Origin of the sequence: Vibrio sp. bablab_jr001 (genome assembly GCF_016464285.1) — a bacterium.
Taxonomy (GTDB): Bacteria; Pseudomonadota; Gammaproteobacteria; order Enterobacterales; family Vibrionaceae; genus Vibrio; species Vibrio fluvialis.
The window spans coordinates 582,709-608,825 of sequence record NZ_JACDWZ010000092.1 but is presented as its reverse complement, the minus strand read 5'-3'; the positions used below and the strand labels follow the sequence as shown (position 1 = coordinate 608,825).

At 48.7% G+C, this 26,117-nt stretch carries 24 protein-coding genes and 1 other RNA gene; 14 read left to right on the top strand and 11 right to left on the bottom strand.

Translation table 11 applies throughout. The annotated features are described in order from the left end of the window. Positions 1-218: 218 nt before the first annotated feature. The 6 genes from JIG40_RS16455 to JIG40_RS16430 all read left to right on the top strand — a co-directional run bounded on the left by JIG40_RS16455 (position 219) and on the right by JIG40_RS16430 (position 7,661). On the top strand, positions 219-1,889 hold the full coding sequence (locus JIG40_RS16455) for a chitinase (protein ID WP_199465663.1): 1,671 nt from the start codon (positions 219-221) through the stop codon (positions 1,887-1,889). A gap of 224 nt (positions 1,890-2,113) precedes the next feature. Further along, the gene (locus tag JIG40_RS16450; RefSeq protein WP_020328148.1) at positions 2,114-2,707 is read left to right on the top strand and encodes a GPR1/FUN34/YaaH family transporter; all 594 of its coding nucleotides are present in this window, start codon (positions 2,114-2,116) and stop codon (positions 2,705-2,707) included. 164 nt (positions 2,708-2,871) lie between these two features. After that, positions 2,872-3,816 carry a bile acid:sodium symporter family protein gene (locus JIG40_RS16445; protein WP_199465662.1) on the top strand — a complete coding sequence of 315 codons (945 nt, stop codon included), beginning with the start codon at positions 2,872-2,874 and terminating at the stop codon, positions 3,814-3,816. A 348-nt stretch (positions 3,817-4,164) separates the two neighbouring features. Then, entirely contained in the window at positions 4,165-5,481 is a 1,317-nt protein-coding gene (locus JIG40_RS16440; protein WP_199465661.1) for an MFS transporter, read from the top strand. Between the two features lie 21 nt (positions 5,482-5,502). Next, complete coding sequence (locus tag JIG40_RS16435) at positions 5,503-6,699, top strand: M20 aminoacylase family protein (protein ID WP_199465660.1); 1,197 nt, start codon at positions 5,503-5,505, stop codon at positions 6,697-6,699. Positions 6,700-6,752: 53 nt separating this feature from the next. Then, positions 6,753-7,661, top strand: a complete 909-nt coding sequence (locus tag JIG40_RS16430) for a LysR family transcriptional regulator (protein ID WP_199465659.1) — start codon at positions 6,753-6,755, stop codon at positions 7,659-7,661. Positions 7,662-7,756: 95 nt separating this feature from the next. Here the strand turns inward: JIG40_RS16430 and JIG40_RS16425 are convergent, their stop codons facing one another. Both JIG40_RS16425 and JIG40_RS16420 read right to left on the bottom strand, forming a co-directional pair. After that, positions 7,757-9,304, bottom strand: a complete 1,548-nt coding sequence (locus JIG40_RS16425; RefSeq protein WP_199465658.1) for an alanine/glycine:cation symporter family protein — start codon at positions 9,302-9,304, stop codon at positions 7,757-7,759. Positions 9,305-9,653: 349 nt separating this feature from the next. After that, on the bottom strand, positions 9,654-10,916 hold the full coding sequence (locus tag JIG40_RS16420) for a D-amino acid dehydrogenase (RefSeq protein WP_024374641.1): 1,263 nt from the start codon (positions 10,914-10,916) through the stop codon (positions 9,654-9,656). Between the two features lie 185 nt (positions 10,917-11,101). On the opposite strand from JIG40_RS16420, the gene JIG40_RS16415 reads away from it, so the two are divergent. Together JIG40_RS16415 and JIG40_RS16410 are read left to right on the top strand one after the other, a co-directional pair. Next, complete coding sequence (locus JIG40_RS16415; RefSeq protein WP_199465657.1) at positions 11,102-12,004, top strand: LysR substrate-binding domain-containing protein; 903 nt, start codon at positions 11,102-11,104, stop codon at positions 12,002-12,004. A gap of 110 nt (positions 12,005-12,114) precedes the next feature. Next, on the top strand, positions 12,115-12,930 hold the full coding sequence (locus JIG40_RS16410; protein WP_100268996.1) for a restriction endonuclease: 816 nt from the start codon (positions 12,115-12,117) through the stop codon (positions 12,928-12,930). Between the two features lie 292 nt (positions 12,931-13,222). Here JIG40_RS16410 and JIG40_RS16405 read toward each other — a convergent pair whose 3' ends face one another. Genes JIG40_RS16405 through JIG40_RS16395 form a run of 3 tightly spaced genes read right to left on the bottom strand, consistent with a single transcriptional unit; the run spans position 13,223 to position 14,648 of the window. Next, on the bottom strand, positions 13,223-14,173 hold the full coding sequence (locus JIG40_RS16405; protein WP_158141057.1) for a reverse transcriptase family protein: 951 nt from the start codon (positions 14,171-14,173) through the stop codon (positions 13,223-13,225). Then, positions 14,148-14,459, bottom strand: coding sequence for a helix-turn-helix transcriptional regulator (locus JIG40_RS16400; RefSeq protein ID WP_032082146.1), 312 nt, complete (start codon positions 14,457-14,459; stop codon positions 14,148-14,150). The genes JIG40_RS16405 and JIG40_RS16400 overlap by 26 nt, the downstream gene beginning before the upstream one ends. Before the next feature lie 36 nt (positions 14,460-14,495). Further along, complete coding sequence (locus JIG40_RS16395; RefSeq protein WP_158124406.1) at positions 14,496-14,648, bottom strand: hypothetical protein; 153 nt, start codon at positions 14,646-14,648, stop codon at positions 14,496-14,498. A 632-nt stretch (positions 14,649-15,280) separates the two neighbouring features. On the opposite strand from JIG40_RS16395, the gene JIG40_RS16390 reads away from it, so the two are divergent. The 3 genes from JIG40_RS16390 (at position 15,281) to JIG40_RS16380 (ending at position 18,261) form a co-directional block, all read left to right on the top strand. Beyond that, positions 15,281-15,925 (top strand): recombinase family protein, encoded by a 645-nt coding sequence (locus tag JIG40_RS16390; protein ID WP_199251228.1) that lies wholly within the window; start codon positions 15,281-15,283, stop codon positions 15,923-15,925. A gap of 147 nt (positions 15,926-16,072) precedes the next feature. Further along, positions 16,073-16,273 (top strand): hypothetical protein, encoded by a 201-nt coding sequence (locus JIG40_RS16385; RefSeq protein WP_000655893.1) that lies wholly within the window; start codon positions 16,073-16,075, stop codon positions 16,271-16,273. 1,493 nt (positions 16,274-17,766) lie between these two features. Then, positions 17,767-18,261, top strand: coding sequence for an RNase H family protein (locus JIG40_RS16380; protein ID WP_000434915.1), 495 nt, complete (start codon positions 17,767-17,769; stop codon positions 18,259-18,261). A gap of 50 nt (positions 18,262-18,311) precedes the next feature. Here JIG40_RS16380 and JIG40_RS16375 read toward each other — a convergent pair whose 3' ends face one another. The 3 genes from JIG40_RS16375 to smpB form a co-directional block, all read right to left on the bottom strand. Then, the gene (locus tag JIG40_RS16375) at positions 18,312-20,045 is read right to left on the bottom strand and encodes a site-specific integrase (protein ID WP_244662687.1); all 1,734 of its coding nucleotides are present in this window, start codon (positions 20,043-20,045) and stop codon (positions 18,312-18,314) included. Between the two features lie 111 nt (positions 20,046-20,156). After that, positions 20,157-20,523, bottom strand: a transfer-messenger RNA (tmRNA) gene (ssrA, locus tag JIG40_RS16370). A 67-nt stretch (positions 20,524-20,590) separates the two neighbouring features. Further along, entirely contained in the window at positions 20,591-21,079 is a 489-nt protein-coding gene (gene smpB / locus JIG40_RS16365; protein ID WP_020328134.1) for an SsrA-binding protein SmpB, read from the bottom strand. A gap of 226 nt (positions 21,080-21,305) precedes the next feature. On the opposite strand from smpB, the gene JIG40_RS16360 reads away from it, so the two are divergent. Next, positions 21,306-21,740: an SRPBCC family protein gene (locus JIG40_RS16360; protein WP_020431427.1), complete on the top strand. Its 435-nt coding sequence runs from the start codon at positions 21,306-21,308 to the stop codon at positions 21,738-21,740. Beyond that, positions 21,737-22,096, top strand: coding sequence for an RnfH family protein (locus JIG40_RS16355; RefSeq protein ID WP_199465655.1), 360 nt, complete (start codon positions 21,737-21,739; stop codon positions 22,094-22,096). Before JIG40_RS16360 ends, JIG40_RS16355 begins: the two co-directional genes overlap by 4 nt. A gap of 46 nt (positions 22,097-22,142) precedes the next feature. Here JIG40_RS16355 and bamE read toward each other — a convergent pair whose 3' ends face one another. The 3 genes from bamE to nadK all read right to left on the bottom strand — a co-directional run bounded on the left by bamE (position 22,143) and on the right by nadK (position 25,322). Next, positions 22,143-22,502, bottom strand: a complete 360-nt coding sequence (gene bamE, locus JIG40_RS16350; RefSeq protein WP_024374098.1) for an outer membrane protein assembly factor BamE — start codon at positions 22,500-22,502, stop codon at positions 22,143-22,145. 154 nt (positions 22,503-22,656) lie between these two features. Continuing rightward, positions 22,657-24,321, bottom strand: a complete 1,665-nt coding sequence (gene recN, locus JIG40_RS16345) for a DNA repair protein RecN (RefSeq protein ID WP_199465654.1) — start codon at positions 24,319-24,321, stop codon at positions 22,657-22,659. Positions 24,322-24,437: 116 nt separating this feature from the next. Then, positions 24,438-25,322: an NAD(+) kinase gene (gene nadK, locus JIG40_RS16340; RefSeq protein ID WP_020328128.1), complete on the bottom strand. Its 885-nt coding sequence runs from the start codon at positions 25,320-25,322 to the stop codon at positions 24,438-24,440. Positions 25,323-25,466: 144 nt separating this feature from the next. On the opposite strand from nadK, the gene grpE reads away from it, so the two are divergent. After that, positions 25,467-26,069, top strand: a complete 603-nt coding sequence (gene grpE / locus JIG40_RS16335) for a nucleotide exchange factor GrpE (RefSeq protein ID WP_020328127.1) — start codon at positions 25,467-25,469, stop codon at positions 26,067-26,069. Positions 26,070-26,117 lie beyond the last annotated feature (48 nt).

Here is a 26,117-nt window from a genome sequence, read left to right as displayed (position 1 = left end):
AATAAAAAGCCCCGGATGTATTCCGGGGCTTTTTTACATCTATCTAAAGCCGAACTTTTTAGCGCAGTTAGCAGTTAATTTGCCAAGCATCAGTAACGCATCGTTTGGTTGACGAAGTGACTCGCAAAACCACATTTTCTGACCGACTTCTGCTATTCAATCCCACTGCGGGTACTTACGCTCTCGCCAGTGATGTGCAATCTGGAAGGAAGCGTAACATGTTAACGCCAAGCAAACTGACCCTGATCGCAGGGTGTCTTTTTACAGCCTGTGGTCAGGCGTCAATGACGATAGATCCCGATCCCAATAACCCCAATGGCTACTTAGTGTCGCGGGTAGAGTTGAACGCCGCAGAGCAAGCTAAAACGGCAAACCCGATGTACGCCATTTGGGCCAAAGCTTTACAGACTCAGCCCAATAGCGTAGTTGAAGCTATTGAACCCGGTTTGGCGAGTAACCCGGGTAACGTACAACGGGTTGAGCGCGTGTTTCCGCAAAGTGAATGGGATTATCTGACACATATGGCGGCACCGGAATATACCTACACACGTTTTCTGCGCGCGATTGGTAAGTTTCCTGCCTTTTGTGGAGACTACACAGATGGACGTGATGCTGACGCCATCTGTAAGAAGTCGATTGTGACGGCGTTCGCCCATTTCTCTCAAGAAACCGGAGGCCATATCGCCAAAGATAATGTATCGGATAACCCGCTGGCACTGGAAGAGTGGCAGCAGGCGTTGGTGCATGTGCGTGAAATGGGCTGGTCAGAGGGGCAGGAGGGCTATACCACCGGATGCGGACAGAACGACTGGCAAAATGCCCGTTGGCCATGTGCCGCCGGACAGGGCTATTTTGGCCGTGGCGCGAAGCAGCTCTCTTATCACTTCAACTATGGCGCTTTCTCCGAAGCCATGTTTGATGGCGATGCGACGGTTCTGTTGAATAACCCGGGGCTGGTGGCTGATTCGTGGCTGAACCTGGCGTCGGCTATCTGGTTTTTCCTCACGCCTCAGGCCCCTAAACCTGCGATGTTGCACGTGATTGATCGTACCTGGGTGCCATCGCAACGAGAAATTGATGCGGGTATCGGCTACGGTTTTGGCACCACAATCAATGTGATCAATGGGGGGATTGAATGTGGTGAGCAGAATAAAGACAAAGGCCAGCCCGTCAATCGTATTCGCTACTGGGAAGGGCTCGCCGAACATTATCAAATTCCACAGCAACCTGATGAGAAAAACACCTGCTGGCAACAAACGCCGTATGGCAGCCTCAACCTTAACGGCGCGACTGATGTGCTGTATACCAACTGGGATGGCAACTGGAAGTACTATCCGGATCGCCCTGGCGGTTATTCGTTTGAGTGTGAACTGGTGGGCTTTCAGACCGCTTATTCCGCGTTGGTTGAAGGCGATTACGAGAAATGTGTTACCAACTTCTATGGTTCACACGCCAACTGGCCTCAGGTACGTGTGGTTGAGAAACTTGAACCTTCTGACCCGGGAACCGATCCGGGCAGCAATGTGTGGGATAAAAATGCGGTTTATAACGCTGGTGATCAAGTGGTGTGGAATGGGGCAACTTATGAAGCAAAATGGTGGACTCAAGGCGACGATCCCGCCAATGGCGGGCCTTGGTTATTAGTCAGTGGAACACAACCGACGCCAGAACCAACGCCGGAACCTGCACCAACTCCCGAGCCACAACCCACTCCGGATCCTGTACCTGATACAGGCAGTTTTCTCGAGTGGCAACCGGGAGTCTCTCAGGTCGCTAACGGCGATAAAGTGACTTACAACGGGCGCTGCTTCATTGCGAAAAACGGCCCGGGAGTGTGGGAAACGCCAGTGCAATCCAACTGGTTCTGGGACGAAATTTCCTGCCAGTAAAAAATATTTTTCTTTCTTCAATGGCCTTTCTGCAACGAGAGGCCTTTTTTTGTTTTTTAAAAGTTATTATTTATCAGTTGATTGGCGTTATCTATCATGAGTAATTGTTTTTGTGTTATTTGTGAGAACTAAGTTTTCATTTTTGAGTTCTATCTTTTTGTATAGGGGTTATTAAAATCCGCGCGTATTTTTTATCAACATTTTTTAATTTTAAGGTAACTTGAATGTCTACTAAATTAGCCAACCCAGCACCACTCGGTCTAATGGGTTTCGGTATGACGACAATTCTGCTGAATATCCACAACGCAGGTTTCTTCCCGCTTGATTCGATGATTCTTGCTATGGGTATTTTCTACGGTGGTCTGAGCCAAGTGATTGTAGGCATCATGTGCTTTAAACGTGGTGATACTTTCGGTACGACAGCGTTCACTTCTTACGGTCTGTTTTGGCTGACTCTGGTTGGTCTGATCGTGATGCCAAAAATGGGTCTGCCTGCTAGCCCGGCTCCATTCATGGGTTGGTACCTTGCGTTGTGGGGCATCTTCACAGGCTTCATGTTCATCGGTTCGCTGTGCTACCCAGTAGCAAAACAGGTGGTATTCGGTTCTCTGACTATCCTGTTCGCTCTGCTGGCTATCCGTGACTTCACTGGTAGCGAGTTCATTGGCATGATTGCTGGTTTCGAAGGTATCTTCTGTGGCGCGAGCGCAGTGTACTTCGCAATGGCTCAAGTTCTGAACAACGAATACGGTCGCGTTATTCTGCCAATCGGCGAGAAGAAAAAAGCCGTTCCTGCTGCACAGGAAATCGCTGCGTAATTTAACGCATCGCAAAGAAGGCTGGCCATGTGCCGGCCTTTTTTATTGTCTGAAATTAAGCCCTTAATAAAAATCTGGTTGTTTCGATGTGAAGAGCTGAGTTAGCTTAGTTGGTGATATTTAAAACACTATAACAAAGCAACACACAACAGGAATGTATAACCATGTTAAGGACAATCACTCAACTCTTTCCTCTCTGGGCAGTGCTGTTTTCACTCTGCGCTTACTTTTTCCCTTCCGTTTTTGTCGATTTGAAAAGTCAGATCGTACCGCTGCTGACCATTATCATGTTGGCGATGGGGTTGACGCTCAAACCCAAAGATTTTCTCAATGTCGTTACCAATAAAAAAGCGATTGGTATCGGCCTGATTCTGCAGTTTTCCGTGATGCCGCTGGCTGCGCTTTTGGTGAGTTTATTACTCGGCTTCGCTCCAATGCTGACGATCGGCATGGTGCTGGTGGGCAGTGTCGCGGGCGGCACCTCTTCTAACGTAATGTGCTATCTCGCGAAAGGGGACGTTGCACTGTCGATCACCATGACATCCATTTCAACATTATTGGGTGTGGTACTGACGCCTCTGTTGGTGAAGTTGCTCGCTGGACAAAGTGTCGATGTGCCAGCGATGAGCATGTTGATGAGTTTGGTTAAGATCGTGCTTGTGCCTGTGAGTATTGGCTTGCTGTGTAATGTGTTGTTGCATTCGGTGACTGAGAAGCTGGAGCCTGTTTTGCCGCTGGTCTCTATGGTTGCGATTGTCATGATCATTGCGATTGTAGTAGCACTTAATGCGAGCCAACTGGCGACGATTGGGCCTATCGTAGCGCTAGCGGTCATTCTGCATAACAGTATTGGTCTTGCTTCCGGTTACTGGATCTGTCGTGCACTGGGCTTTAACGAAAGCATTTGTCGTACGGTGGCCTTTGAAGTGGGTTTGCAAAACTCAGGCTTAGCGACCGCGTTGGCGATGAAGTTTTTCACTCTGGCTTCGGCCGTTGCCGGGACGATTTTCTCCATCTGGCATAACTTGTCCGGCTCTCTGTTAGCAGGTTACTGGGCGAAGCGCCCGTTAAAAGGTGGGACAGCCATCAAGGCTGAAGTCACTCAATAACCCGGCGAACCATGTAAAAGGAGACGTATGTCTCCTTTTTTGTTTCTCTTTTTTTAGGCCTATAACTTTTGGTTTGCCGATTTGAATCATTCCCAAGGGACCACGACATCGTGGGTTTCTCGGCTCCTGCACTATTGCTTTCCTCTATGCTCTTCTCTTTTGGGTTTACTTTCTGGCTAGCTGCACATAAACGGCGCACGTTGCTGAATGCTTGGGCAAATCGTCGAGTTGGAAACTCAACCAAAAGTTTTGTGGATTACTTTTGGTTTCTTAGTGATTGAATGGCAATGGTTATTATCTAATCAGTCGATAGCGAATGAATCGCGATCATTATAAGGAAGGGAAACCATGAGCAGCACACTTTCTGGCTCAGTGAGCCAAGATCTGACGTCCGTCTCCACCGCTCCTGCGAAGCCGCTGAGTTCACGCAAAGCGATTGTCGCCATTTCACTGGGCAATGGGCTCGAGATGTACGATTTCACGGTCTACAGTTTTTTTGCCGTCATTATCGGCGAACTGTTTTTCAATGTCGGAGGTTCGGCTGCCGGATTGTTGCTGTCGTTGGCAACATTCGGTGTCGGTTTTGTTATGCGTCCGCTTGGCGCGGTATTGATTGGTAACTATGCCGATAAACATGGCCGCAAAGCGGCGCTGACACTGACCATCGCGCTGATGACCATTGGTACAGGCATGATCGCGTTAACGCCGACTTACGAAAGCATCGGTATTGCCGCCACGGTGATGCTGGTGGTTGGCCGTTTGTTGCAGGGGCTCTCAGCTGGTGGCGAAATCGGCGCGGCATCGGCTGCTCTGATGGAATCGGATAACTATAAGCGTCGCTGCTATATGGTGAGCTGGCAACTGGCGAGCCAAGGCGCCGCGGCGCTGGTGGGCGCAATGATCGGTTTTGCGATCAATGGCTTACTCACTCAGGATCAAGTGCATAGCTGGGGGTGGCGTATTCCGTTCGTACTTGGTTTGTTAATTGGCCCCGTTGGCTGGTATATCCGCCGCCATCTGGATGAACCGCACCAAGCACAGACCGCTGTCGAAGAGACGCCGTTTAAAACCGTGCTGTCGAAACAAGGGCGCACCGTACTGATCGGCATGCTGATGATCTGGGGCGCAACCGCATCGATGTATATCGAAGTATTTTACATGCCTACTTACCTGATTAAAGAGTTGGGATATGCCCCCACGACGGCTTTTGCTGTCGCGGTGCTGGCGGGTTTTATGCTCATGGTGTTAATGCCGATTATGGGGAAATGGGCGGATGGGCTCGGAAGCCGCAAAGTCCTGCCGCTGATTGGCATGATGAGCGCATTCGTCTGTATCTATCCTGCATTCACTCTGCTTGGCGGCGAAGCATCGCTTGTCAAAGCGCTCTTCATTATCGGAGCTCTGATTGCCTTGTTTGCGCTCTCCAATGCCTCGCTACTGGTGCTGATCATGGAAGCTTTTGCTCAGCAATATCGTGCCAGCGGCATTTCGATGATTTACGGATTTGGAGTGACGGTGTTTGGCGGTTTCACGCCGCTGCTGGTGGCCAGCCTGATTGAATGGAGCGGCAACAAAATGGCGCCGGCGTTTTATCTGATGGTGGCCGTCGCCGTCAGCTCTCTGGCCATCTGGCGTTTTCCAACCCGTGCACCGCAACAACACTGATCGCTTGATAAGGAATTAATGATGACAACACCTGCTTCTTCACTGCTTAATAACGCTGACTTTGTCCAAAGTTGTGAGCAGTTTATTCAGACGCGCCATTCCATTCATGCCCATCCGGAGCTGGGTTCTGAAGTACCGAATACCGCGCAACTCGTCGCCCGGTTACTGCAAGAGTGGGGGTATGAAACACATACTCAGGTCGGCGGACACGGCGTGGTTGGCGTACTTAAGCATGGCAGTGCGGAGCGTTCCATCGGTATTCGTGCGGATATGGATGCGCTGCCAATTCAGGAAAATACCGGTTTACCTTATGCCAGTACTATTGATGGGCGCATGCATGCCTGCGGACACGATGGTCACACGGCTATTTTGCTCGCTGCGGCGCACTATCTGGCGCAGCATAAACCGTTTGATGGCACCGTGAATCTGATCTTTCAGCCTGATGAAGAAGGCCTTTCCGGCGCTCAGGCCATGATTGATGATGGTCTGTTTGAGCGTTTCCCGTGCAATGCGATTTTTGCGCTGCACAATATGCCGGGCAAAGAAGTGGGGCAGGCCGACGTACGCAGCGGAATTTTCAGCGCTTCGTCCGACAAAGTCACCATTCGCCTGACGGGCAAAGGCGGGCATGCGGCTTTGCCGCATCTCTCTGCTGATGTGACGATCGCCATTGGTCATATCATTCTCGGTTTACAGAGCATTGTGTCGCGCAACATCTCTCCGAGCGATCAGAGCATTGTCAGCATTGGCCAGATCCAGGCCGGAACCACACCGAATGTGATTCCCAATGATGCGATGATGACCTTATCGGTGCGCAACTTTAGTCAGCAGAATCAGGATTTGATCGAGCGGCGAATTCGCGACATCGTCGCGGGGCAGTGCCGCGCATTTGGCATTCAGGGCGAGGTCGAATATCTGCGTCAGGTTCCGTCGATTTTCAACGCTGCGGCAGAGACGCGCTGGGCGCGCAAGGCCGTACAAGCTGTGCTGGGGGAAGATAATGTGGCAGGGGAAGAAGCTCAGCCGATCACCGGCAGTGAAGATTTTGCCTGGATGCTCCAACAGCGACCAGGGTGTTATTTCACATTGGCGAACGGCTTGGGCGAATGGCACGGCTGCTCGGTGCATAACCCGGGATACGACTTCAATGATCGCTTAGTGACGATTGGCGCGGCATGTTGGGTTCAGTTAGTGAGCAATTACTTAGCTAAAAGCTAAAATTAGTGCACTGTGGCTTTGCGAGCGGCACGCGAAAAGGTATATATAGCGACATGAAACTACATCAAATCAAAGCCTTTTTGGCCGTCAGTCAGGCAGGAAGCCTGAAAACGGCAGCCGAGCAGTTGCATCTGACTCAGCCTGCTCTCAGCAAAGCCATCAAAGAACTGGAACAGCAGTACGGTGTTGCGCTGTTTGAACGCAGTGCCAGCGGTTTAAACCTCACGCCGTACGGTGAGCGATTATTGGGTTACGCGCGAATGATGAATGAAACCGCGCGGCGTGCCAAACAGGACATCGATACCATGCGTGGTATTTCCAGTTGTCTGGTTACGGTGGGCGTAACGCCGATTGCCTCGTTGATCAAATCGCTGACGACCAGCCTCAACGAGTTCATGCGTCGTCATCCGGAAGTGACCCTGAGAATTGTCGAATTAAGACCAGCTCCGTTGCTGGAACAGATTCGTCAGGGTGGGGTCGATTTCGCCATTACGTCGCAGATCCCAGTGATTGACAGTGCGCTTGACTGGCAGGCTATCTGCCGCATTCCGAATGTTGTCGTCACGCGCAAATCGCATCCGCTGTGCAATACGCGTTCACTGCGTGCTCTGCATCAAAGTGAGTGGGTGACGCTGGATGCGCCGGATGACCCTAACACATACCACTATCAGTTGTTTGCGGTGAACGGTTTACCGATTCCGTCGCGGATCCGTGAATGCACGTCGATGACATTGGCTCGCTCATTGATTCAGACGGCGGATTTAGCGGCGCTGTTTTCGACGGAGTCGCTGGAACTGGATTATATTAAGAACGAATTTGCGGTCGTCCCGCTTCTGGACAACATTCCCGACAGCGTGATCTCTGTTGTGCGGCCTAAGCGCGATATTATGACACAAAGCGCGATGGAGCTGTTTGAGCGAATACTGCAGGACATGCGCGATATCTATCCGGAGTTTCAATAGCGACGGTCGGGTGGCAAGGTTATGCGAAATAAAAAAAGGGCCAGCGTATGCCGGCCCTTTTGCTTTGTGTAATCCACTGCTTTTTTTATTATTAATTAGGTTGAAGGCTGCTCAACGACTTGCGTGTCTTCAACTTCAGCGCTCGGTGCTTTGCCCGTTTTGCGCTTGTATTTCTCTTCCCAGTAAGTGGCGTTCTTGATGCCCAACTTCACTGGGTTGAATACGTACTCTTCAACGCCTTGCTTTTGCTGATCTTCGTAATCTTTCAGCGCTGCCATGGTTGGTTTTGCCATAAAGAAGATGATCAGAATGCCGACGATGTTCAGCCATGCCATCAGACCAACGCCCACGTCACCCATTGCCCAGGCAAGGTTCGCTGTTTTTACAGTACCGTAGAATACCGCTGCCATGATGGCCAGTTTCAGGATGAACACCAGACCGTCGATTTTGAAGGTACGACGAATGTAGGCGATGTTGGTTTCTGCAATGTAGTAGTAAGCCAGAATCGTGGTAAACGCGAAGAAGAACAGCGCGAATGCAACGAATGGTTTACCCACACCTGGTAGCGCGCTTTCAATCGCAACCTGAGTAAATACCGGGCCATTCGCACTGATGTCCGCCGCCAGGTTTTGTACCAGGAAGGCACCTTCTGCGCCGCCGTGTACGTTGTACGCACCAGTGATCAGAATCATGAACGCTGTTGCTGAACACACCAGCAGAGTATCGATGTAAATAGAGAAAGACTGAACCAGACCTTGCTGTGCTGGGTGCTCTACGCTGGCCGCTGCCGCTGCGTGAGGACCAGTACCTTGACCCGCTTCGTTGGAGTAAACACCACGTTTTACACCCCAGCCGATGGCTGCGCCAAGACCCGCCATAGGCGTGAATGCGTCACCCAGGATCATGCCGAAGATGCGTGGCACTTCGCCGATGTTCAGCAGAATGATAACGAATGCAGTGATCACGTAAGCCAGCGCCATGAATGGCACAACGATTTGCGTGAAGTTAGCGATACGTTTTACACCACCGAAGATGATGAAACCCAGTAGGATAGAAACAACCGTACCAGTAAAGATTTTTGCGAAACTGTAAGTACCGATAGCCGTTTCAATCATTGGGCCTGAGCCGAATGCAGATTCTACCGCGTTACCGATGCTGTTTGACTGAACGCCAGGCAGCAGCACGCCACACGCGAAGATGGTCGCGATAGCAAAGATCCATGCGTACCATTTCTGACCCATCGCTTTTTCGATGTAGTAAGCCGGACCGCCGCGGAATTCGCCTTCGTCTTCTTCTTTGTAGATCTGAGCCAAAGTTGATTCTGCGTATGCTGTTGCTGCGCCGAAGAAGGCAACAACCCACATCCAGAAGATAGCACCAGGACCACCAAAACCGATCGCTGCTGCTACGCCAGCGATGTTACCTGTACCAACACGGCCAGACAGTGATACTGCCAGCGCTTGGAACGATGAAATGCCTTTTGATGAGCTTTTGCCAGACAGCAGCAAACGCCACATTTCAAAGAAATGACGGACCTGAACGAAACGGGTCAGAATGGAATAAAACAAACCAGCGCCAAGGCAAAGATAAATCAGCACCGGGCTCCAGATAATTCCATTCAGAAAATCAACAAATGACTGCATGAGTATTTTCCCTGTTTAAAGATGGTTGTGTTTGTTTTGCGTTCAACATATTAATCTTTTTGTAACTCAAATGTTAATTGATTTATCTGCTAATGCTAAGGAGCGTGATATGGAACACAAAATCCTGAATGAATGTTAAAAAATGGCGACTTTATTAGCATTTGGTTAATTAGTGAGCGGTTTGTTTTTTACATGCGATCGTACGGAAACAATACGTCTGGGGATGAATAACTATTCGTTATAAAGTGCTGTGCTGAAAGGCAGGAAAAGAGTAGATGATTGTTCTGGCTAAAAAATAGCCGCCATCCGGCGCATGATTAAGCACCGGATGACGGAGATATGAGGGGATTTAAGACGCGTTTTGGTAGCGGAACACGTTCAGGCCACGAGTGTCGATCTCGGCTTTGCCGCGGGTCATGATATCCGCCAGCAGATGCGCAGAACCACAAGCCATTGTCCAACCCAGTGTACCGTGACCGGTGTTGGTGAACAGGTTATCGAACTGCGTCGCACCGATGATTGGCGTACCATCTGGCGTCATTGGGCGGAAGCCGGTCCAGAATTGCGCTTGGTCGAAATCGCCACCTTGCGGGAACAGATCGCGCACCACCATTTCAATCGTCTCTTTACGTGCGGTCGGAATCGATGGGTCAAAGCCCGCCAGTTCTGCGGTGCCCGCCACACGAATACGGTCATCAAAACGGGTCAGCGCCACTTTGTACGTTTCATCCATGACGGTTGATTGTGGCGACAGTTCTGGATTCACGATAGGCACGGTCAGTGAATAACCTTTCACTGGGTAAACCGGAATATCAATGCCCAGCGGTTTCAGCATCGCGGTTGAGAAGCTGCCTAACGCAACCACGTACGCATCCGCTTTCAGCAGACCTTTATCGGTTTGGACACCGACGATCTTTTTGCCTTCCGTCGCCAGCGATTTGATTTGAGTATCGAACTCAAAACGCACACCGTGAGCTTTCGCCAGTTCCGTCATTTGCTGACAGAACAGGTAGCAGTCGCCCGTTTCATCATCCGGCAGGTACAGGCCGCCCACCAGTTTGTCTTTCACTGGGGCCAGGCCCGGCTCTTGCGCGATACACGAGTCGACATTCATCAGTTCAAAACGCACGCCGCTCTCTTCCAGCAAACGCATGTCTTTTTCAATTGAGACCAGCTGTTTTTCATCACGGAACACTTGCAGCGTCCCTTGCTGACGGCCCTGATATTGCACATTGTGCTCTTTGTTCAGTTGGGTCAGACAGGCGCGGCTGTGGTTGGCAATCGCCAGCATGCGCGCTTTGTTGACCTGGTAGCGCGACAATTGGCAGTTCGCCAGCATTTGCGTCATCCAACCCAGCAGTTTTGGATCCAGTGACGGTTTAATTTTCAGGGGCGCGTGTTTTTCAAACAGCCATTTGACCGCTTTTTGCGGAATGCCCGGCGCCGCCCATGGGGAAGAGTAGCCGTAAGAGATCTGTCCGGCGTTGGCGAAACTGGTTTCTTCAGCGCTGCGCGGCTGCCTGTCGACGACCGTGACGCTGTGTCCTGCCTGAGACAAGTACCATGCTGAAGTGAGGCCGACCACACCACTACCTAATACGATAACTTCCATAACGACTTCCTATTACAAAGGCTGTTGATTGCTTAGAGCGACTGACTGTTTTATGAAGTCGCGACATCAAAACGGCGACCTCTGTTTGTTGGTGGCTAGTTTCTTTGCTTTACCTTTTCTTAACAATCGATAATATTTATCACCAGTGTTTAGTTTTTCTAAAAGCAAGCGATGTTAAGCAAGTCATGTTAAAAAGCCACAATGTCTCCGCGTTACATATCTTTATGCTGGTCGCACAGCACCCGAGTTTCAGCAGTGCAGCGAAAGCGCTGCACCTCACCACGGGAGCGATCAGCCAGCAATTGTTGCAATTGGAAGGGCAGCTAGGTTTTAGCCTGTTTGAACGACATTCGCGAGGTGTGCGTTTAACTGAAGCAGGGCAGACGCTGCTCACGGTGTTGCAGCGCAGCTTTCAGGAAATAGATTCTGCAATACAAAGCCTTAGCCAACGTGACAACCGCAAAGAGATTCGCCTCAAGCTGACGCCGTCGCTGGCCTTTAAATGGTTAGTACCGCGCCTGGATGACTTTTATCGTCACAACCCGGATATTCAGATTCAGATGTTTGCTGAGGGCGCGCTGGTGGACAGTGACCGCCGAGATTTCGATCTTGCGATCGACTACGGCCCACTGCCATACCCCAAACAAAATGCAGAAATGTTGATGGAAGAATCGTTGCTGCCGGTGATGAGCCCGGCTTATCTGGCGGCGCACCCACAGTTAAGTCATGCCGCTGGTTGGCAGGATGTGGTGTTGTTGCACGATGCGATGCCGTGGGCCAAAGCGCCACGCGATTTTGAATGGTTGTACTGGGCATCCGAAATGGGATTGGAACTCGCGACCCAGCGCGGCCATTTTTTCAACCGAACCGACATGGCGATGTCTGCCGCCGAAGCGGGCGTGGGTATTGCCATGGCGCGCATGGCGCTCATCACCAATGAACTCGACAGTGGTAAACTGGTCACGCCATTTACCCCCATTGCGGCCAACGCCGGTTATTTTCTCATCACCCACACCGCTAACGACACCACCCGCATCTTTCGCGATTGGCTGAAAGCGCAGATTGCCGGGGCAACTGAGGTGGAATGATGGCGGGAAGGGGAAACGGGGAGATGCTTTTAGTTGATTCATGAAGCCTGTCGAAGTTAAGAACGCTTCGTTTGTGATTAAATGCACCCAAATGCTTATGGGGAAGTTTAATGGCAAGAAAAAACGACGGATTGATATGGCACTTAATGGACGCGCCATGGTGGTTGAGTGTTGTGTTGTCGGCGGCGAGTTATTTGGGGTTATCATGGGTCTTGCCAAGTTTGGCGGCGAGCTCTGACAATTTTGTTTTGAATGCTATTGGGCTCAACCTGCCTACATTTGCGTTGCCAGTAGCCGCCGTACTGCTGATTCCGGCACCCATCGCATTGTTTAAACAAGTTCGAAGAAAGCAACGTTACCTTTCCACCAGTTCTCAAATCCGAACTCACAACAATGCCTCTCCATTGAATGCGCTAAGTTGGATTGAGTTTGAAAGTTACGTCGGCGAATTCTTTAAACATCAGGGGTATGACGTCAAACAATCTTTCTCGAAACAAACGGATGGTGGTGTGGATATTTGGCTCACCAAAGATGCTGAACTCAGCCTTGTTCAATGTAAGCATTGGAAAGCGCGAAAGGTTGGGGTCCAAGTGTTGCGAGAGATGTATGGTGTGATGATTGAACATCAGGCCAGCAAAATGATCATCGTGACCTCTGGTGGTTTTACCGCTGAAGCGATCACTTTTGCTCAAGGTAAACGGTTGTGGCTAGTCAACGGGAGCGAATTAGTTCACATGATCGAAGAGGGACGCAGCTTGACGCAAAAGCCGGTGATTGAAGAACCATCTTCTCAATTTCCCCCTAAGTTGTGTCCTAATTGTCACTCTGAGCTGGTCGTGCGTCTCGCGAAAAAAGGCCAGAATGCAGGCAAATCGTTTTACGGCTGCACCGCATTTCCGAAGTGTCGGTATACCTGTGATTGTTGAGAGTGTTTGGACCCGATCGGCTCAATGTTCAGATGCAATACAAGGTTTGTCGTACTCAAGTTCAAATTGTACTTGGATCAGAAAGATGTAAATACAAAAAGGGCCAACTCTTTCGAGTTGGCCCTTTCCAAACGTTTGGTGGAGCTGGCGGGATTCGAGAGTTTGCCGCTTATCCTGTTGTAAGTCTCTGATATACAAGGATGGTACATCATAGGGTTGCAATGAATGTAGCACACCTTGTAGAACACTGACAACTGGGTTCAGTTCCCCATTCGGGAGTTGAATCGATTCCCTAAGGGGTTGTTGAGTTCCGTACCATTTTAGCTTTTGCACGATAACGCTTATCAATAACCGACATTGAATATAAGCGGCCGAGCATTCGATTGGTTATGCTGAGGTGAAGCGCGTTTGGTGAGTCTTTGATTGACAACCATTGCGCCATTTCACTTAAGAGATATTGGTGCTGTTGATTTCGAACTTTTAATGATGCACCTTGGACAATGACCCCAGTAATGAGTTTTGGAGATTTTGAACCGTAAAGCTTAGTTTTGTCTGGATGCATGCAGTGGCTATACTTGGATATTATCTTTCGAGCGCAAGACGAAAATAGCCGATTTACAGCCTCTCCCGAGAATGTTAAATCATCGACGTAAACCGTCATTTTCACATTGTGCTTAATTGACAGCTCATTTAACTCATTGAACATCGTATGATTTGCCCAAAATGCTAGTGGCATGCTCAGACGACTGCCTGTTGGAATATGTGAATGAATAGTGCATAGGTCGGCCAATAGATCTGCTACATCAGCAGCACATTTCATGAAGCCATAGAAGAAAGAAAAGACCATTTTCCTAGTTGTTGAAGGAAAGAATGAGCGAATGTCGGTCGTCAGAACATTTTGGCTATCTATATGTGCTTCGGCATTGGTTACGTTTGAAAATCCCCTTTTGCCTGAGTGTAAGTAGTCGGGAGTGTCTATTCGACACAAAAGACTAGCTATTCGCGTATGAACAACGTCTAAGTTACGGGCGGGCTGTTGTATCTTTCTGGCTTTGCCGCCTGAGGTGTCTTCGAATTCTTTGTAGTTACCTTGGTCTGAACGCAAGGCTTGTAGAGCCTGAAAAGGTTGGTTTAGTACCTCTGCTAGACGTCGTTTCGTTCTGAGCTTGTACAAAGGGGAATCTGTATGAGCGTAGAACTTGCCTCTAGTATCAATTTTAAGCTTTGTGTTTGCTTTGGGCATGTTCGTCAGTCATCCATTCCAAGATTTTTAAAGCTTTCCCTGCGAGAGATTTTCTTACTATCTGGCTGTACTTCCTTTCCTTTTCAATTGTCTCTGAAAACAAAACAAGTGAAGAAACAGGGAGCTCAAACAGGTTCGCATACTTGTTTAGAAGGTCAGGAGATACAGGACGCTGATTCGATTCAATTTCAGACAGTTCGTTCTTAGATATACCGAGGGCTAACGCTGCTTCCGAAGGGGACTTATTATGGTACTTCCGTATGAGGCGCAAGGCTTTGTGAAGCATTAAATGTTCCTTTAAGTTGAAAGAGGGGAGAACACATTACTCACCATCTCCCTCTAGCCATCTTGCGATGGTGATTAGCATATTAATAATCCTAGTGAGGGTGACAAAGCCTGCCCAAGCATAAGCTTTCCAGCCTTTCTTTGGCTTCCGGTTTTCTTGCATCTGTTGTTCTGTATCTGTTTGGTTCATATGAACATCTCCTTGTGCCCTTGAAGCCGTAGACTATATGCCCACTGGAAAACTCCAAGGTTCGCCTCACAAAGAAGGGATGAACAACACTAGCTCCCATTTCACGAACCTTGGTCGCCCAAAGGTTCGAAACCCGCCCGCGCTTTCGTTCTCAATCTTGTCCAACAACCTGATGATGAACATCAAGCGATGGCGGCTGGAACACGCACGGGGGAAAAGGTAGAAAGTCGAAACTTTCCTCGAGTTTGCACTCAGTTGATGGCGAGATTCCCTCTTAACAAATACGCTTTGAGAGTAGTTGAATATCAACAAGTTTGTCAATTGATTGCATAGCTATTTTGTGAGTCCTAAGGCTTATTCATGAGTATTTTCCTTGAATGGGGTACAGCCTGAATATCTAATGTGTGAGTTTGGCAAATCCCCCGTCCCCCCCTTATGCAGTTTTAACTGTGTCTATTGCGGCTTTATAAGTGTTTGAACTAGGAGCTATGAGAGTGGTGTGTTTATTAGGTTATGCCCAAATGCACACACTCTAAGTGTGTTATTTTTGTGTGCTTTAGGTGTTGATTTGCCGATATGCACACGATAGATTAAGCACACAGCAACCTAAAGCACTCGTTCGAGGTATGACAATGACAACTCAATCCAATGACAGCAACTCAATGGTCTTTGCTTATGTCCGTGTGTCGACTAAGGAGCAGAACGTAGACAGCCAATTGAGCGACATCTTGAAGCTTTATCCTAGTGCTGAAGTGACGCAGGAGAAGGTCTCGGGCACAGTTCCTGCGAAGCAGCGGGCAGGGCTTTCAGTGTTACTTGGTAAGCTTCGCAAAGGTGACACTCTTGTTGTTTGGTGGGTTGACCGCTTGGGGCGGGACTATCGTGACTCTGAATCGACTATACGTGAGCTACTGAGTCGTGGTGTGTGCATTAAGACCATCAATCAAGGCTTGACCTTCGCCTACACAAGCGAAGACGCAGACATGCAGAACATGGTCACTGACATCCAAATCACGATGCTAACGGCCATGGCAGCAGCAGAACGCAAGAACCGCTTAGCCTCTGCGGAAGCTGGGCGGCAAGCTCTGCGAGCAGACCCAGAGAAATGGGCTGAGAAGTACCAAGGACGCAAGGCAGACGAGAAGCAACATCAACGTATCATTGAGCTGCTGCTCTCAGGTTGGTCTATTCGTACTGTCGCTCAGGAGCTTGGATGTAATGCAAGCACTGTTCAGAGAGTGAAGAAGAAGGCGATTGAAGCAGGCACTGTGTTCTAAGCGTTGGTGAGCTGAACAATAAGTAGTCAGTTGGTGGCTCTTTGCGTGACCATATTCACTTTATTGTGCTCACTAGTGATTACACCACACACAACAGGTTTGAACCTCGGTATCTTTAGTTCACCTTAAGTGCAAAGGAGCATTGATATGAAAGACGTCTTAACTATTAAAGCCTCAAATCATCTTGATACTCAAACACTTCTCATCACGCAAGACGTAGACCTGCACAAAGAGGTGTGGTGTCACGTTAAAGCGCTGGTGGGGCTTGGGGTCTTCGAAGATGCGTCGGATGGCTCAGAGGTTGTTCTAGCGCCTTACATGGATGAGATTAACTCTGAGTTTCTCTAATCTAAGAATCAGGGGCGGGTGCAATGCCTGCCCTTAACTGTCTCGTTTGCATCTAATCACCACTTCATCAACGCTCTCATCCCCTGCCTTTACGCTCTCTTTGAGTCCTGATGCGGCGCTAATCGATATGCTGTTTCAATTACGACTGCCTATAAGAGAAACCACGTCAGACATAGCGTTCTAGTTAGAACCGAGCTTGTATTCAAGCACCAGTGTTAAATGTCTGTAATAACCCCTGATTATAAGAGTAAACCTATTGCGGACTGTCGCCGCCAAACGACAGCAAGAAGTCCCACATCAGAGTCACGCACTGAGTGGGCTTCAAGGCCATCACCTCGATACCTCTCGGCTTCATAGAGAGTGAGTCTTAATGCCTTGGGCAAGCAGAGAGACAAAGAGCAATACATGCACCAGACGCAAGACTGAAGCTCTTCCTTAGATAGGAGGTTGAAGTTGATAAGACGTGCTGGTGTAGGGCGTGGATACTTAAAGTCTTCTTAAAGATGTGATTGTAGTTATTAACAATAACAATCACTTACTTAAAGATAACTCTAAGCTCAACTTAAAGTAGCTCTCAGAGATACTTTAAGCTCTGCGTCTTACTCCTCATCACATTCCTGTTTACTCAGCTCAAATGACCTACTCAGGTCTTTCTTATATATGTTGCAGTCTTGCAGTGTTTTTATCTAACTTATTGTTATTAAAGGCTTTGTAATGGTGTATATAAACAACTCAAAACTGAAGGTCGAACTTGCTCATGTATTTGAGTACTCAGACCTCAGTCGTTCTCAGATGGCTGTCTTTGACAATGCTTGTCGCTTGGGTGGTAGCAGTCGAGGACTGTCGAAGCGCCGGATCCTTCGGTTGCTTCAGACGCTCGATATGCTGACCTACGAGAGCCTAGAAAAGCGTCTCAATGCCAGCTTGAAAGCACTAAACCGAGAGTCGTATTCAGCGCGTACAATAGCGTTGTACGTGGCTGTCTGTCGCAAGGTTGCGTCTCAGTTGGCACACATGTACGGGATTCCACTTCATGAGACTTCAATCTCTGTATGTGAGCCTCAGTACAGGCCAAGCGTGAGTGACAAACGAGTCTTTACTGTGGCTCAGAGAATGCTTCCGAAAGGGGCAAAGTATCTTATTGTGTCCATGGCGACACTTGAAGCCGCACTACGGCTGAAACCACGCACTATCCGAGAATCACTAAAGCGACTAGATCGACACGGTTTCATCTTGTGTTTAGGTGGTGACGAAGGTGCGCACTACAGCATCACTTTTAAACGTTCAGTTCACGATACTTCTATCCAACTACCTGAAGCAGCTTAATTAGCTCTCAACACTCCACAACTCACAAAAGGCCACCACAAGGCCTACTTCACTTCAAACCCAACGCTTAACCGCAAAGCCATGCTGTCAGCTAGTCACTACGAGTCTTTCGTTGGTGTAGTTGGCTATGTGGGGCTTTCGGTATGGCTTTACGATTAAGGACTCATATGGAACAACATCAAACTACTCACACATTACACAACGCACAACGCCCACTAAGCGTCTATTGCGATGGCTCAGCACCAGACAATCAGCACGGGTGTCTTCAAGGGGGCGTTGGTGTCGCTGTTTACGACGCTCTTGGACATTGCATTCATGAGTACTCATCAACCGTTCGCAGGGCTGGTGGTGTAACCAACCAAAGGGCTGAGCTTCTCGCTCTCATCATTGCTTTACTTGTAGCTGGTGAGGGGGACAGTATCTTTAGTGACAGTAAGTATTGTGTGCAGGGCTTCAATGAATGGCTTGATAACTGGAAGCGTAACGCTTGGCGCAACTCAAGCAAGAAGCCTGTCGCTAATCAGGACTTGTGGATGCTGGTAGATGAACTTAAGGCTATTCGCCCAGGTGTTAGCGTCGAGCACGTAGCAGGTCATTCTGGCATCAAAGGTAATGAGCATTCAGACCGCTTAGCGAGCCAAGCAGCCGCAGGTAAAATGTAAAATGAAAGGTAACACTTGGGTAGGCGTCAGGTGTTACCTTTTAATCTGTACTAGTTGGATAGTACGTAGGGCTTTATGTCGAAGTCGAACGTAATGTTGTCCAAGATAGGTGCTAATGCCGATGCGACATAGGCTTTTCCGTAGCGTCCGAACGTTTCACTTCCGTCCCCGTGCCCCACATAAGCTGCTGCGTGGCTGTAAGATGCGCCTGACTGCTTCAGGGCGTCAATGAAAGTGTGCCTGAAGGAATGGTATGCCTTGTTCTCTTCCTTCGCCTTGGGTAGCACGCTATCGCGGAAACGCCCAAACCATTTGGATGGAGCTTGACCGTAACCATCGCGACCTTTCTTCAATTCGGGGAAGATGCGCTCATGGTTAAGGCTTTGCACATACTCAATGAAGCCTAACTCAAGCAGCTTTGGATGCAGTGGTATTGTACGTACAGAGCTAGAGTTCTTGGTGTTTTGGTCTTCTTGAGTATTGGTGATGGTCATCGTCCATAAGCCGCTCTCATCATCTCTACGGACATCGCATACATGTAATTGGCACAGTTCATTGAGGCGAGCGCCAGTGTAAAGCCCTAAAACTGGTAACCAATAGTAGTGTGGATGCTTACGCTCACCACCTTGAAAGTATGGGTGTTGAAAGAGGGTCTTGAGGTCAGATTCCGTGAATGCGCTGCGTTCATCTGAGGCCTTTTTGTTGGTTTTAACTTTGAGTCCCTTAAACACGTTCTTCGTCGCATATTCGTTTAGCACACACCAGTCGAAGAATGAACTCGCATCAGTCATTGTGTCGTTTGCTGTACTCACTGACATCGGGGATGGCTTTAGTGCGATAACATCGTCAACAGACAAGCCCTTGAAGTCAGACACTTTGTTGAGGTTCGCAGGCAACTGCAAGAGCTTTTCTTTGAACATCAGGGCGTCTGGACGCTTGAGTGAGTCAATGGGGCGATCGCCTAAGATGTACAGCATTAGACGCATGCGAGCCTTGTAGCGTTCAAGAGTCTTTGGTCGTATCTGGTCTTTTGAGCGGTCTTTAACGTAGAGCTCAGCGCACTCAGATAGCAGTAAGCCTTGGTGCTCAGGCTCTGTTGGTGCTTGTGTGCCTCGAAGCTGATGTAAGTATGTATCTGATGCATTAGGTATGTCACTGGGCACCAGACCTGCGTCGGTTAGCTGAGTAATCAGAGCTGATAGCCCGCACACAGACCTTTTACAGCTCTCAATGACAAGCCGTCTCTGAATGTCATACGCTTGCCCCGTGTGGTACTCGTATTGCTCTGCCTCCATTGCTCCTTCGATTACCCTCCAAGCGCGAGAAAGCTTTGCTTCATACTCGCTGAGCAGGTTTTCGGTCAGGTCATGCTTGAGTTCTTGGATGTCATCTCGAAGGGCTTCGATGCCCGTAAAGACGCTCTCACGTTGCGCTAATGGCGCAGTGAGCGCTTGAGTATGCAGTAAGTATTGAGTTCCCACTAAGTTATCGGCAGTGACTTTAGCAATACCAGAAAGGCGTTGGGTTTGCTCTTTAATGTCTATGAGTGACTCAAAGGGGTTGTGCGTGAGTCTCTTTGTTGTGTTTGGTCTGCTGGCTGCCTGCTCGTGTTGAGCGAATAGGGTGTCATGCTCAACGGACAGTTGGCGTGCTTTAACGCGAGCCTCAGCGATAGACTTAGTCTTGAGTGAGACCTTTAGGGATTGTTTATTCTGGAAGAAGGGCTGGGAAGCGAGGGGTATGCGACGCTGATAATACCATACGCCATTAGCCCGCTGTGTCATGTGCAATGTGTCATCTCCGTCCAAATGTAGAACAGGATGTACCTCATTTTCTCTCTTCATATGCGTATATAAAAAGAAAGCCCCTGAAAAATCAGAGGCTTACATGGTGTTTGGTGGAGCTGGCGGGAGTTGAACCCGCGTCCGAAAACCATTCATCTTTGGTACTACATGCTTAGTCGATCTTTAATTTCACCACCGCCTGCGAACCGACACGCTAACGAATGGCTAACCTGAATTAATTCTCGCGGTTCATCCCTCAGGTGGGGGAATCCACGCCAGCTTGATTGGGTTTGACCTTCCTGATTTCCCCGTCTTACAAGCGGAAGCTAGGGAGGAAGGGCTCTTAGCAGGGTATTAAGCTGCTAGTGCGTAGTTTTCGTCGTTTGCGACTATTTTTTTGCGGTTTGTTAACGAGGCCTACCGCACCTCGGCATGCACCTTAGACTTCAAAATTCCCGTCGAATCCTGAATCAGCCCCAAGGTATTGTTCGCATACTACCAGAAAAGCTTTTGCTGTCTAGCCATATGCGTTCAAGTGGTTAAGATTAACGCAGGTTATTGCTCTTCATAACGCGAGCTTTCTGGCGCTGCCAATCTTTGTCTTTCAAATCTTCACGTTTGTCGTGCAGTTTCTTACCTTTTGCGACACCGATTTTGATTTTTACCCATGAGCGAGACCAGTACAGCGCGGTGGCTATCAAAGTCATCCCTTCACGGTTAATACGACCAAATAGGTTATCGAGTTCACGACGTGACAAAAGCAATTTACGCACACGAGTCGGGTTAGCGACCACGTGCGTTGAAGCTTGTTGTAGTGGTGTAATCGTCATCCCGGAGATAAAGGCTTCTCCGTCACGCAGGAATACATAGCTTTCTGCGATGTTGGCTTTACCCTGGCGTAGAGATTTAACTTCCCAGCCTTGTAGCTCCATGCCAGCTTCGATTTCATCTTCAATGAAATACTCATGGCGAGCTTTTTTGTTCAGCGCGATAGTGTTGCTACCCGCTTTTGTGTTTGATTTTTTCTTTACCATAGTGGGCGCATTATACGGATTGGTGAAAGGTTAGGAAATGCTTTTCTTTGCGTAGCATAAGGTTAACGACTGTCGAGTTCAAGAGGGATTTACGCAGTAACTTGAGGTCGTGCAGGGATAAAAGTACAATCCCTGCAACGTGATATTCCCGATTGGCCGATAGAAGAACGAACTTCAGTATAAAAGGTTGGTTGAACAAGAATTCTGGGTAATGTGAGGAGAAAAGATGAAGCAAGTCAGTCGTTCTGCCCTGGTGTCTTTTAGTGCAGAGCAGATGTTTCATTTAGTGAATGATGTAGCTCGTTATCCGGAATTTTTACCGGGATGCTCTGGCTCGCGTGTTATTGAAGCATCGAGTGAGAAAATGGTGGCGTCTGTAGATGTGTCTAAAGCGGGCATCAGCAAAACGTTTACCACGTCTAATGAATTGAATCATGGTGAATCGATCATCATGAATCTGGTCGACGGCCCGTTCCGAACTCTGCGTGGTGGCTGGTATTTCACGCCGCTGGATGAGCAGGCGTGTAAGGTAGAGCTGAAACTGGAATTTGAGTTCTCCAGTAAGATGATCGAGATGGCGTTTGGTAAGGTGTTCAACGAACTCACCAGCAATATGGTCAATGCCTTTACGAAACGTGCCAAACAGGTATATGCGCTATGAGTATTGAATCCGACATGATTCACGTGGAAGTGGTTTATGCGCTTCCGCATGAGCAGCGTGTACTGACGCTGGTGGTGAATAAAACCATGACGGTTGAAGAAATCATTCAGACCTCAGGGATCTTGCAGATGTACCCTGAGATTGATCTGAGCAAAAACAAAGTGGGTGTTTTCAGCCGCAACGTTAAGCTGGACGCAACAGTACGTGATCGTGACCGAATCGAAATCTATCGTCCGTTGTTGGCAGACCCGAAAGAGATTCGCCGTAAGCGCGCTGAACAGGCAAAGGCTGCAGGTACTGCGGATCAGGTAACGGGTGGCAAACCAAGTGCTTCGCGAAAAGCAGATACGGAATAATATAACAATAAAAAAGCTCGCTTAGGCGAGCTTTTTTCATACCCGATCAGTTCAGGCTTTCAAAGAAGTTGTCACTTTGCTGGAAGTCGCCAGCGATGTTGACTAAGGTGCCACCGTTGTTAAAGCTCACGACCAAATTCTTCTGAACAGGATCTTCGTGGCCAGCGGTATGGTGGTAAATGTAATACCAGGTATCCGGGTAACCGTTTTCAACCAGCATAGGTGAACCCAGCACGAAGCGGACCTGTTCTTTTGACATACCAAACTTCAACTGATCAACAGCCTGCTGTTCGATGTAGTTACCTTGGTTAATATCGATACGATAAACCAGACGTTCTAGGACAGTACAGCCAGACAGCATGGTCAAGGCTAGGGGAAGGGCAACAAGCCACTTGGTAAACTGCATATTCAAAATTCTATAGCTGATGAAACTCAAAACTGGGGTGATAATAAACAAGCTCAGAGCAGATGTAAAAACATCCTGTATACTCTGAGCTTGTTGAGACTACGATTTTTGAATTAGGTTGCAAAGCCTGAACAAAAAATCCATTTTTTGTGCGCTAGGCAGCAATCAGCAGTTCTTTGGCATTGGCCAGCGTAGATTCGGTGATTTGGCTTCCACCTAACAGGCGTGCCAGTTCTGCCACACGTTGCTCCTGATCGAGCTTGACCATTTGTGTTTCGGTTTTTCCGCCTTTGGTTTGCTTAGCCACAAACAGCTGATTGTGGCCGCAGCCGGCGACCTGAGGTAAGTGAGTGACACAGAGTACCTGAGTGGATTCGCCCAGAGTGCGCAACATTTTCCCGACGACAGCAGCGGTTGGGCCCGAAATACCCACATCCACTTCATCGAAGATCAAACTTGGCGTATCCACTTTCTGCGCAGTGATGACCTGAATCGCGAGCGACATACGTGAAAGTTCACCACCAGAGGCGACTTTGGCGATCGGTTGCAAAGGCTGACCAGGGTTGGTGGATACCAAGAAAGTGACAGAGTCAAAGCCGAGTGGCGAAGGATGTCCACCTTGATTGCAAACATCAATCTTAAACTGTGCTTTCTCCATGCTGAGTTCATGCATGCTCTGACTGATGAGCTTATCCAGTTCTTTGGCGTAGCGACTGCGCGATTTATTCAGTTTTTCTGCCGCGGAAACAAATGCCTGATATTTCGCTTCTACTTCAGCGGCCAGTTCATCCATTTTCTCTTCTGAGCAATCCAATTGTGCGATCTGTTGGAGTAAATCCTGATGATGTTGATAGAGCTCCTCCGGCAGCACGTGATGTTTGCGTGACAGCGACATGATGCGCGAATAACGCTCTTCCACAAATGCCATGCGCTCGGGATCGACATCAATACTGTCCAGGTAACCACGCAGCTCGCTATTGGCTTCTTCCAACTGGATCATGGCTTCTGAAATCATGTTCGGCAGCGCGCCGAGTTTGCCGTCTAATTCTGCCAGCTCAATCAGGGTTTGGCTGGCGGATTGCAGAATATTCAGCGCATTGACTTCTTCACCTTCGTACAAAAGTTCGATGGCTTTTTGGCAGTTGATCGCGAGATCGCCGCTGTTTGACAGGCGTTTGTGTTCTTGTTCGAGTTCCGCATACTCTTCTTCACCGATCGCCAGCTCGTTGAGCTCTTTGATCTGGTACTCCAACAGCTGCAACTGGGCCAGATTTTGTTGGCTGTTTTCTTTCAGTTGCTTCAATTGGTTGTTGGCCTGACGCCAGGCTTGATAGGTCAAGCGTGTTTTTTTTAACAAGTCGATGTGCCCGGCATACTGATCCAGCATAGTCAGTTGATATTCCGGTTTCATCAGTTGTTGGTGGGCGTGCTGACCATGAATGTTGATCAGCAGTTGGCCTAGGGATTTGAGTTGCGACAGCGGAACAGGGCTGCCGTTAATGAAGGCTCTTGAGCGGCCGTCTTTAGTGATGGTACGGCGCAGAATGCAATCCTTGCCGTCCAGCAGATCGTTATCTTCTAACCAACGTGTTGCGTGAATATTGTTATCAAGTACAAAAGCGGCGCTGACTTCGGTTTTCTCTTCACCTTGTCGCACCATACTGGCTTCTGCGCGGCCACCTAAACAAAGACCCAACGCGTCTATCGCAATAGATTTACCCGCACCAGTTTCACCGGTAATCGTGGTCATTCCTTTTGACAGCTCAAGCTGCAGAGATTTTACAATCGCAAAGTTATTCACACTTAAATGAGCCAGCATTTTTGCACCTGTATAATTGAACAATACTGTATAAGAAAACAGTATATACTGTTTCTTTATACAGTAAAGTTGTCCAGGTAAAAACTTTTAGCCAGCTGAATGAAGTGTGAGCAAACTCAAAACAGTTTGCTCGACCAGCCGAGTTTGTTACGCAGCACGTGGTAGTAGCTGTAGTCCTGTGGATGGATCAGTCTGAGTACGTTAGGGCTTTGATAAATATGAATTTCATCGCCCGGAGAAACGGGGAGAGAAACCTGACCGTCACAGCTTACTTCCTGGGTGCCACGGTTGTCTGGCGACACAATCAGTTTGATGCGCCGTTTACCATCGACCACTAATGGGCGACAAGACAGTGTATGCGGAAACATCGGAACCAGAGTGATGGCGTTAAGGCTTGGTGACAAAATCGGACCGCCTCCTGAGAGCGAATATGCTGTCGAGCCAGTCGGTGTGGAGATAATGATGCCGTCGGAACGCTGAGAGAACGCGAAGTTGTTGTCGATGTACACTTCAAATTCAATCATGTGCGCGATTTTACCCGGGTGCAATACGGCTTCGTTGAGAGCGGCGTTATGGCTTTTTACCTGGCCGTGGCGATGGATTTCCGCTTCGAGCAAAAAGCGTTCTTCTTCCAGATAGTTACCCGCCAGAACGTCAAGCAGGCGATCCTGAAAATCTTCCGGATTGAGGTCGGTCAGAAAGCCGAGATTGCCTCGGTTCACACCGATGACGGAGATATCAAAGCGCGACAGGACGCGTGCCGCTCCCAGCATGTTGCCATCACCGCCAACGACAATCGCAAGATCGGCTTTTTTGCCCAGTTCGATCAGGCTACCAAAATGGTCCGACGGGATCTCGGTCAAAATTTCACGTAGTCGGTCGTCAATAAAGACAGACTTGCCCAGAGACATTAACCAGTGGTAGAGATCTTTATGTGTTTGAATCGCTTGTTGATCTCTCGGTTTACCGATGATAGCGATCACTTCAAACGGGTTTTTCATAAGTTTTCCAACCGAATTAGGCTTGAATCAGAATTCTTCATCCCCATAATAAAGGCAAGTTACGCTTTTATGCGAATTTTTGTGTCAGGAAACTAAGAGATTTCAACTCCTAAGCACATAAGTGACGAGAGTTCTGGAGATATCATGAGCAACGAAGAAAACAAGATCAAAGACGAAGAGCTGCAACAAGACGCGGTTGAAGTAGAAGCGGAAGCCGTTGGCACTGATGCTGATATCGATTGGAATCAAGACGCAGAAGAGCTTGATGAAAAAGAAGCGAAAATTGCACAGTTGGAAGCCGCGCTGCTGACCAGCGAAGAGCGTGTGAAAGAGAATCAGGATGCGGTGCTGCGTGCCCGTGCTGAAGTGGAAAACATGCGCCGTCGTAGCGAACAGGAAATCGATAAAGCACGCAAATACGCGCTGAGTCGTTTTGTTGAGGAGTTGCTGCCGGTTCTGGATAACCTGGAACGTGCGATTCAGGCTGCCGACGGCGAGAACGAAATCGTGAAGCCGATTCTGGAAGGTGTGGAGCTGACGCATAAAACATTTGTTGATGCGGTAGCAAAATTTGGCCTGAAAGAGATCAACCCAGAAGGCGAAGCATTTAATCCTGAGTTCCACCAGGCAATGTCGATTCAAGAAAGCCCGGATCATCAGTCAAACACCGTGATGTTTGTGATGCAGAAAGGTTATGAACTGAACGGCCGTGTTGTTCGTCCTGCGATGGTGATGGTTGCAAAATAATCCACTGCGGATTTTATGAAAAGAGAGGCATAGGCCTCTCTTTTTTTG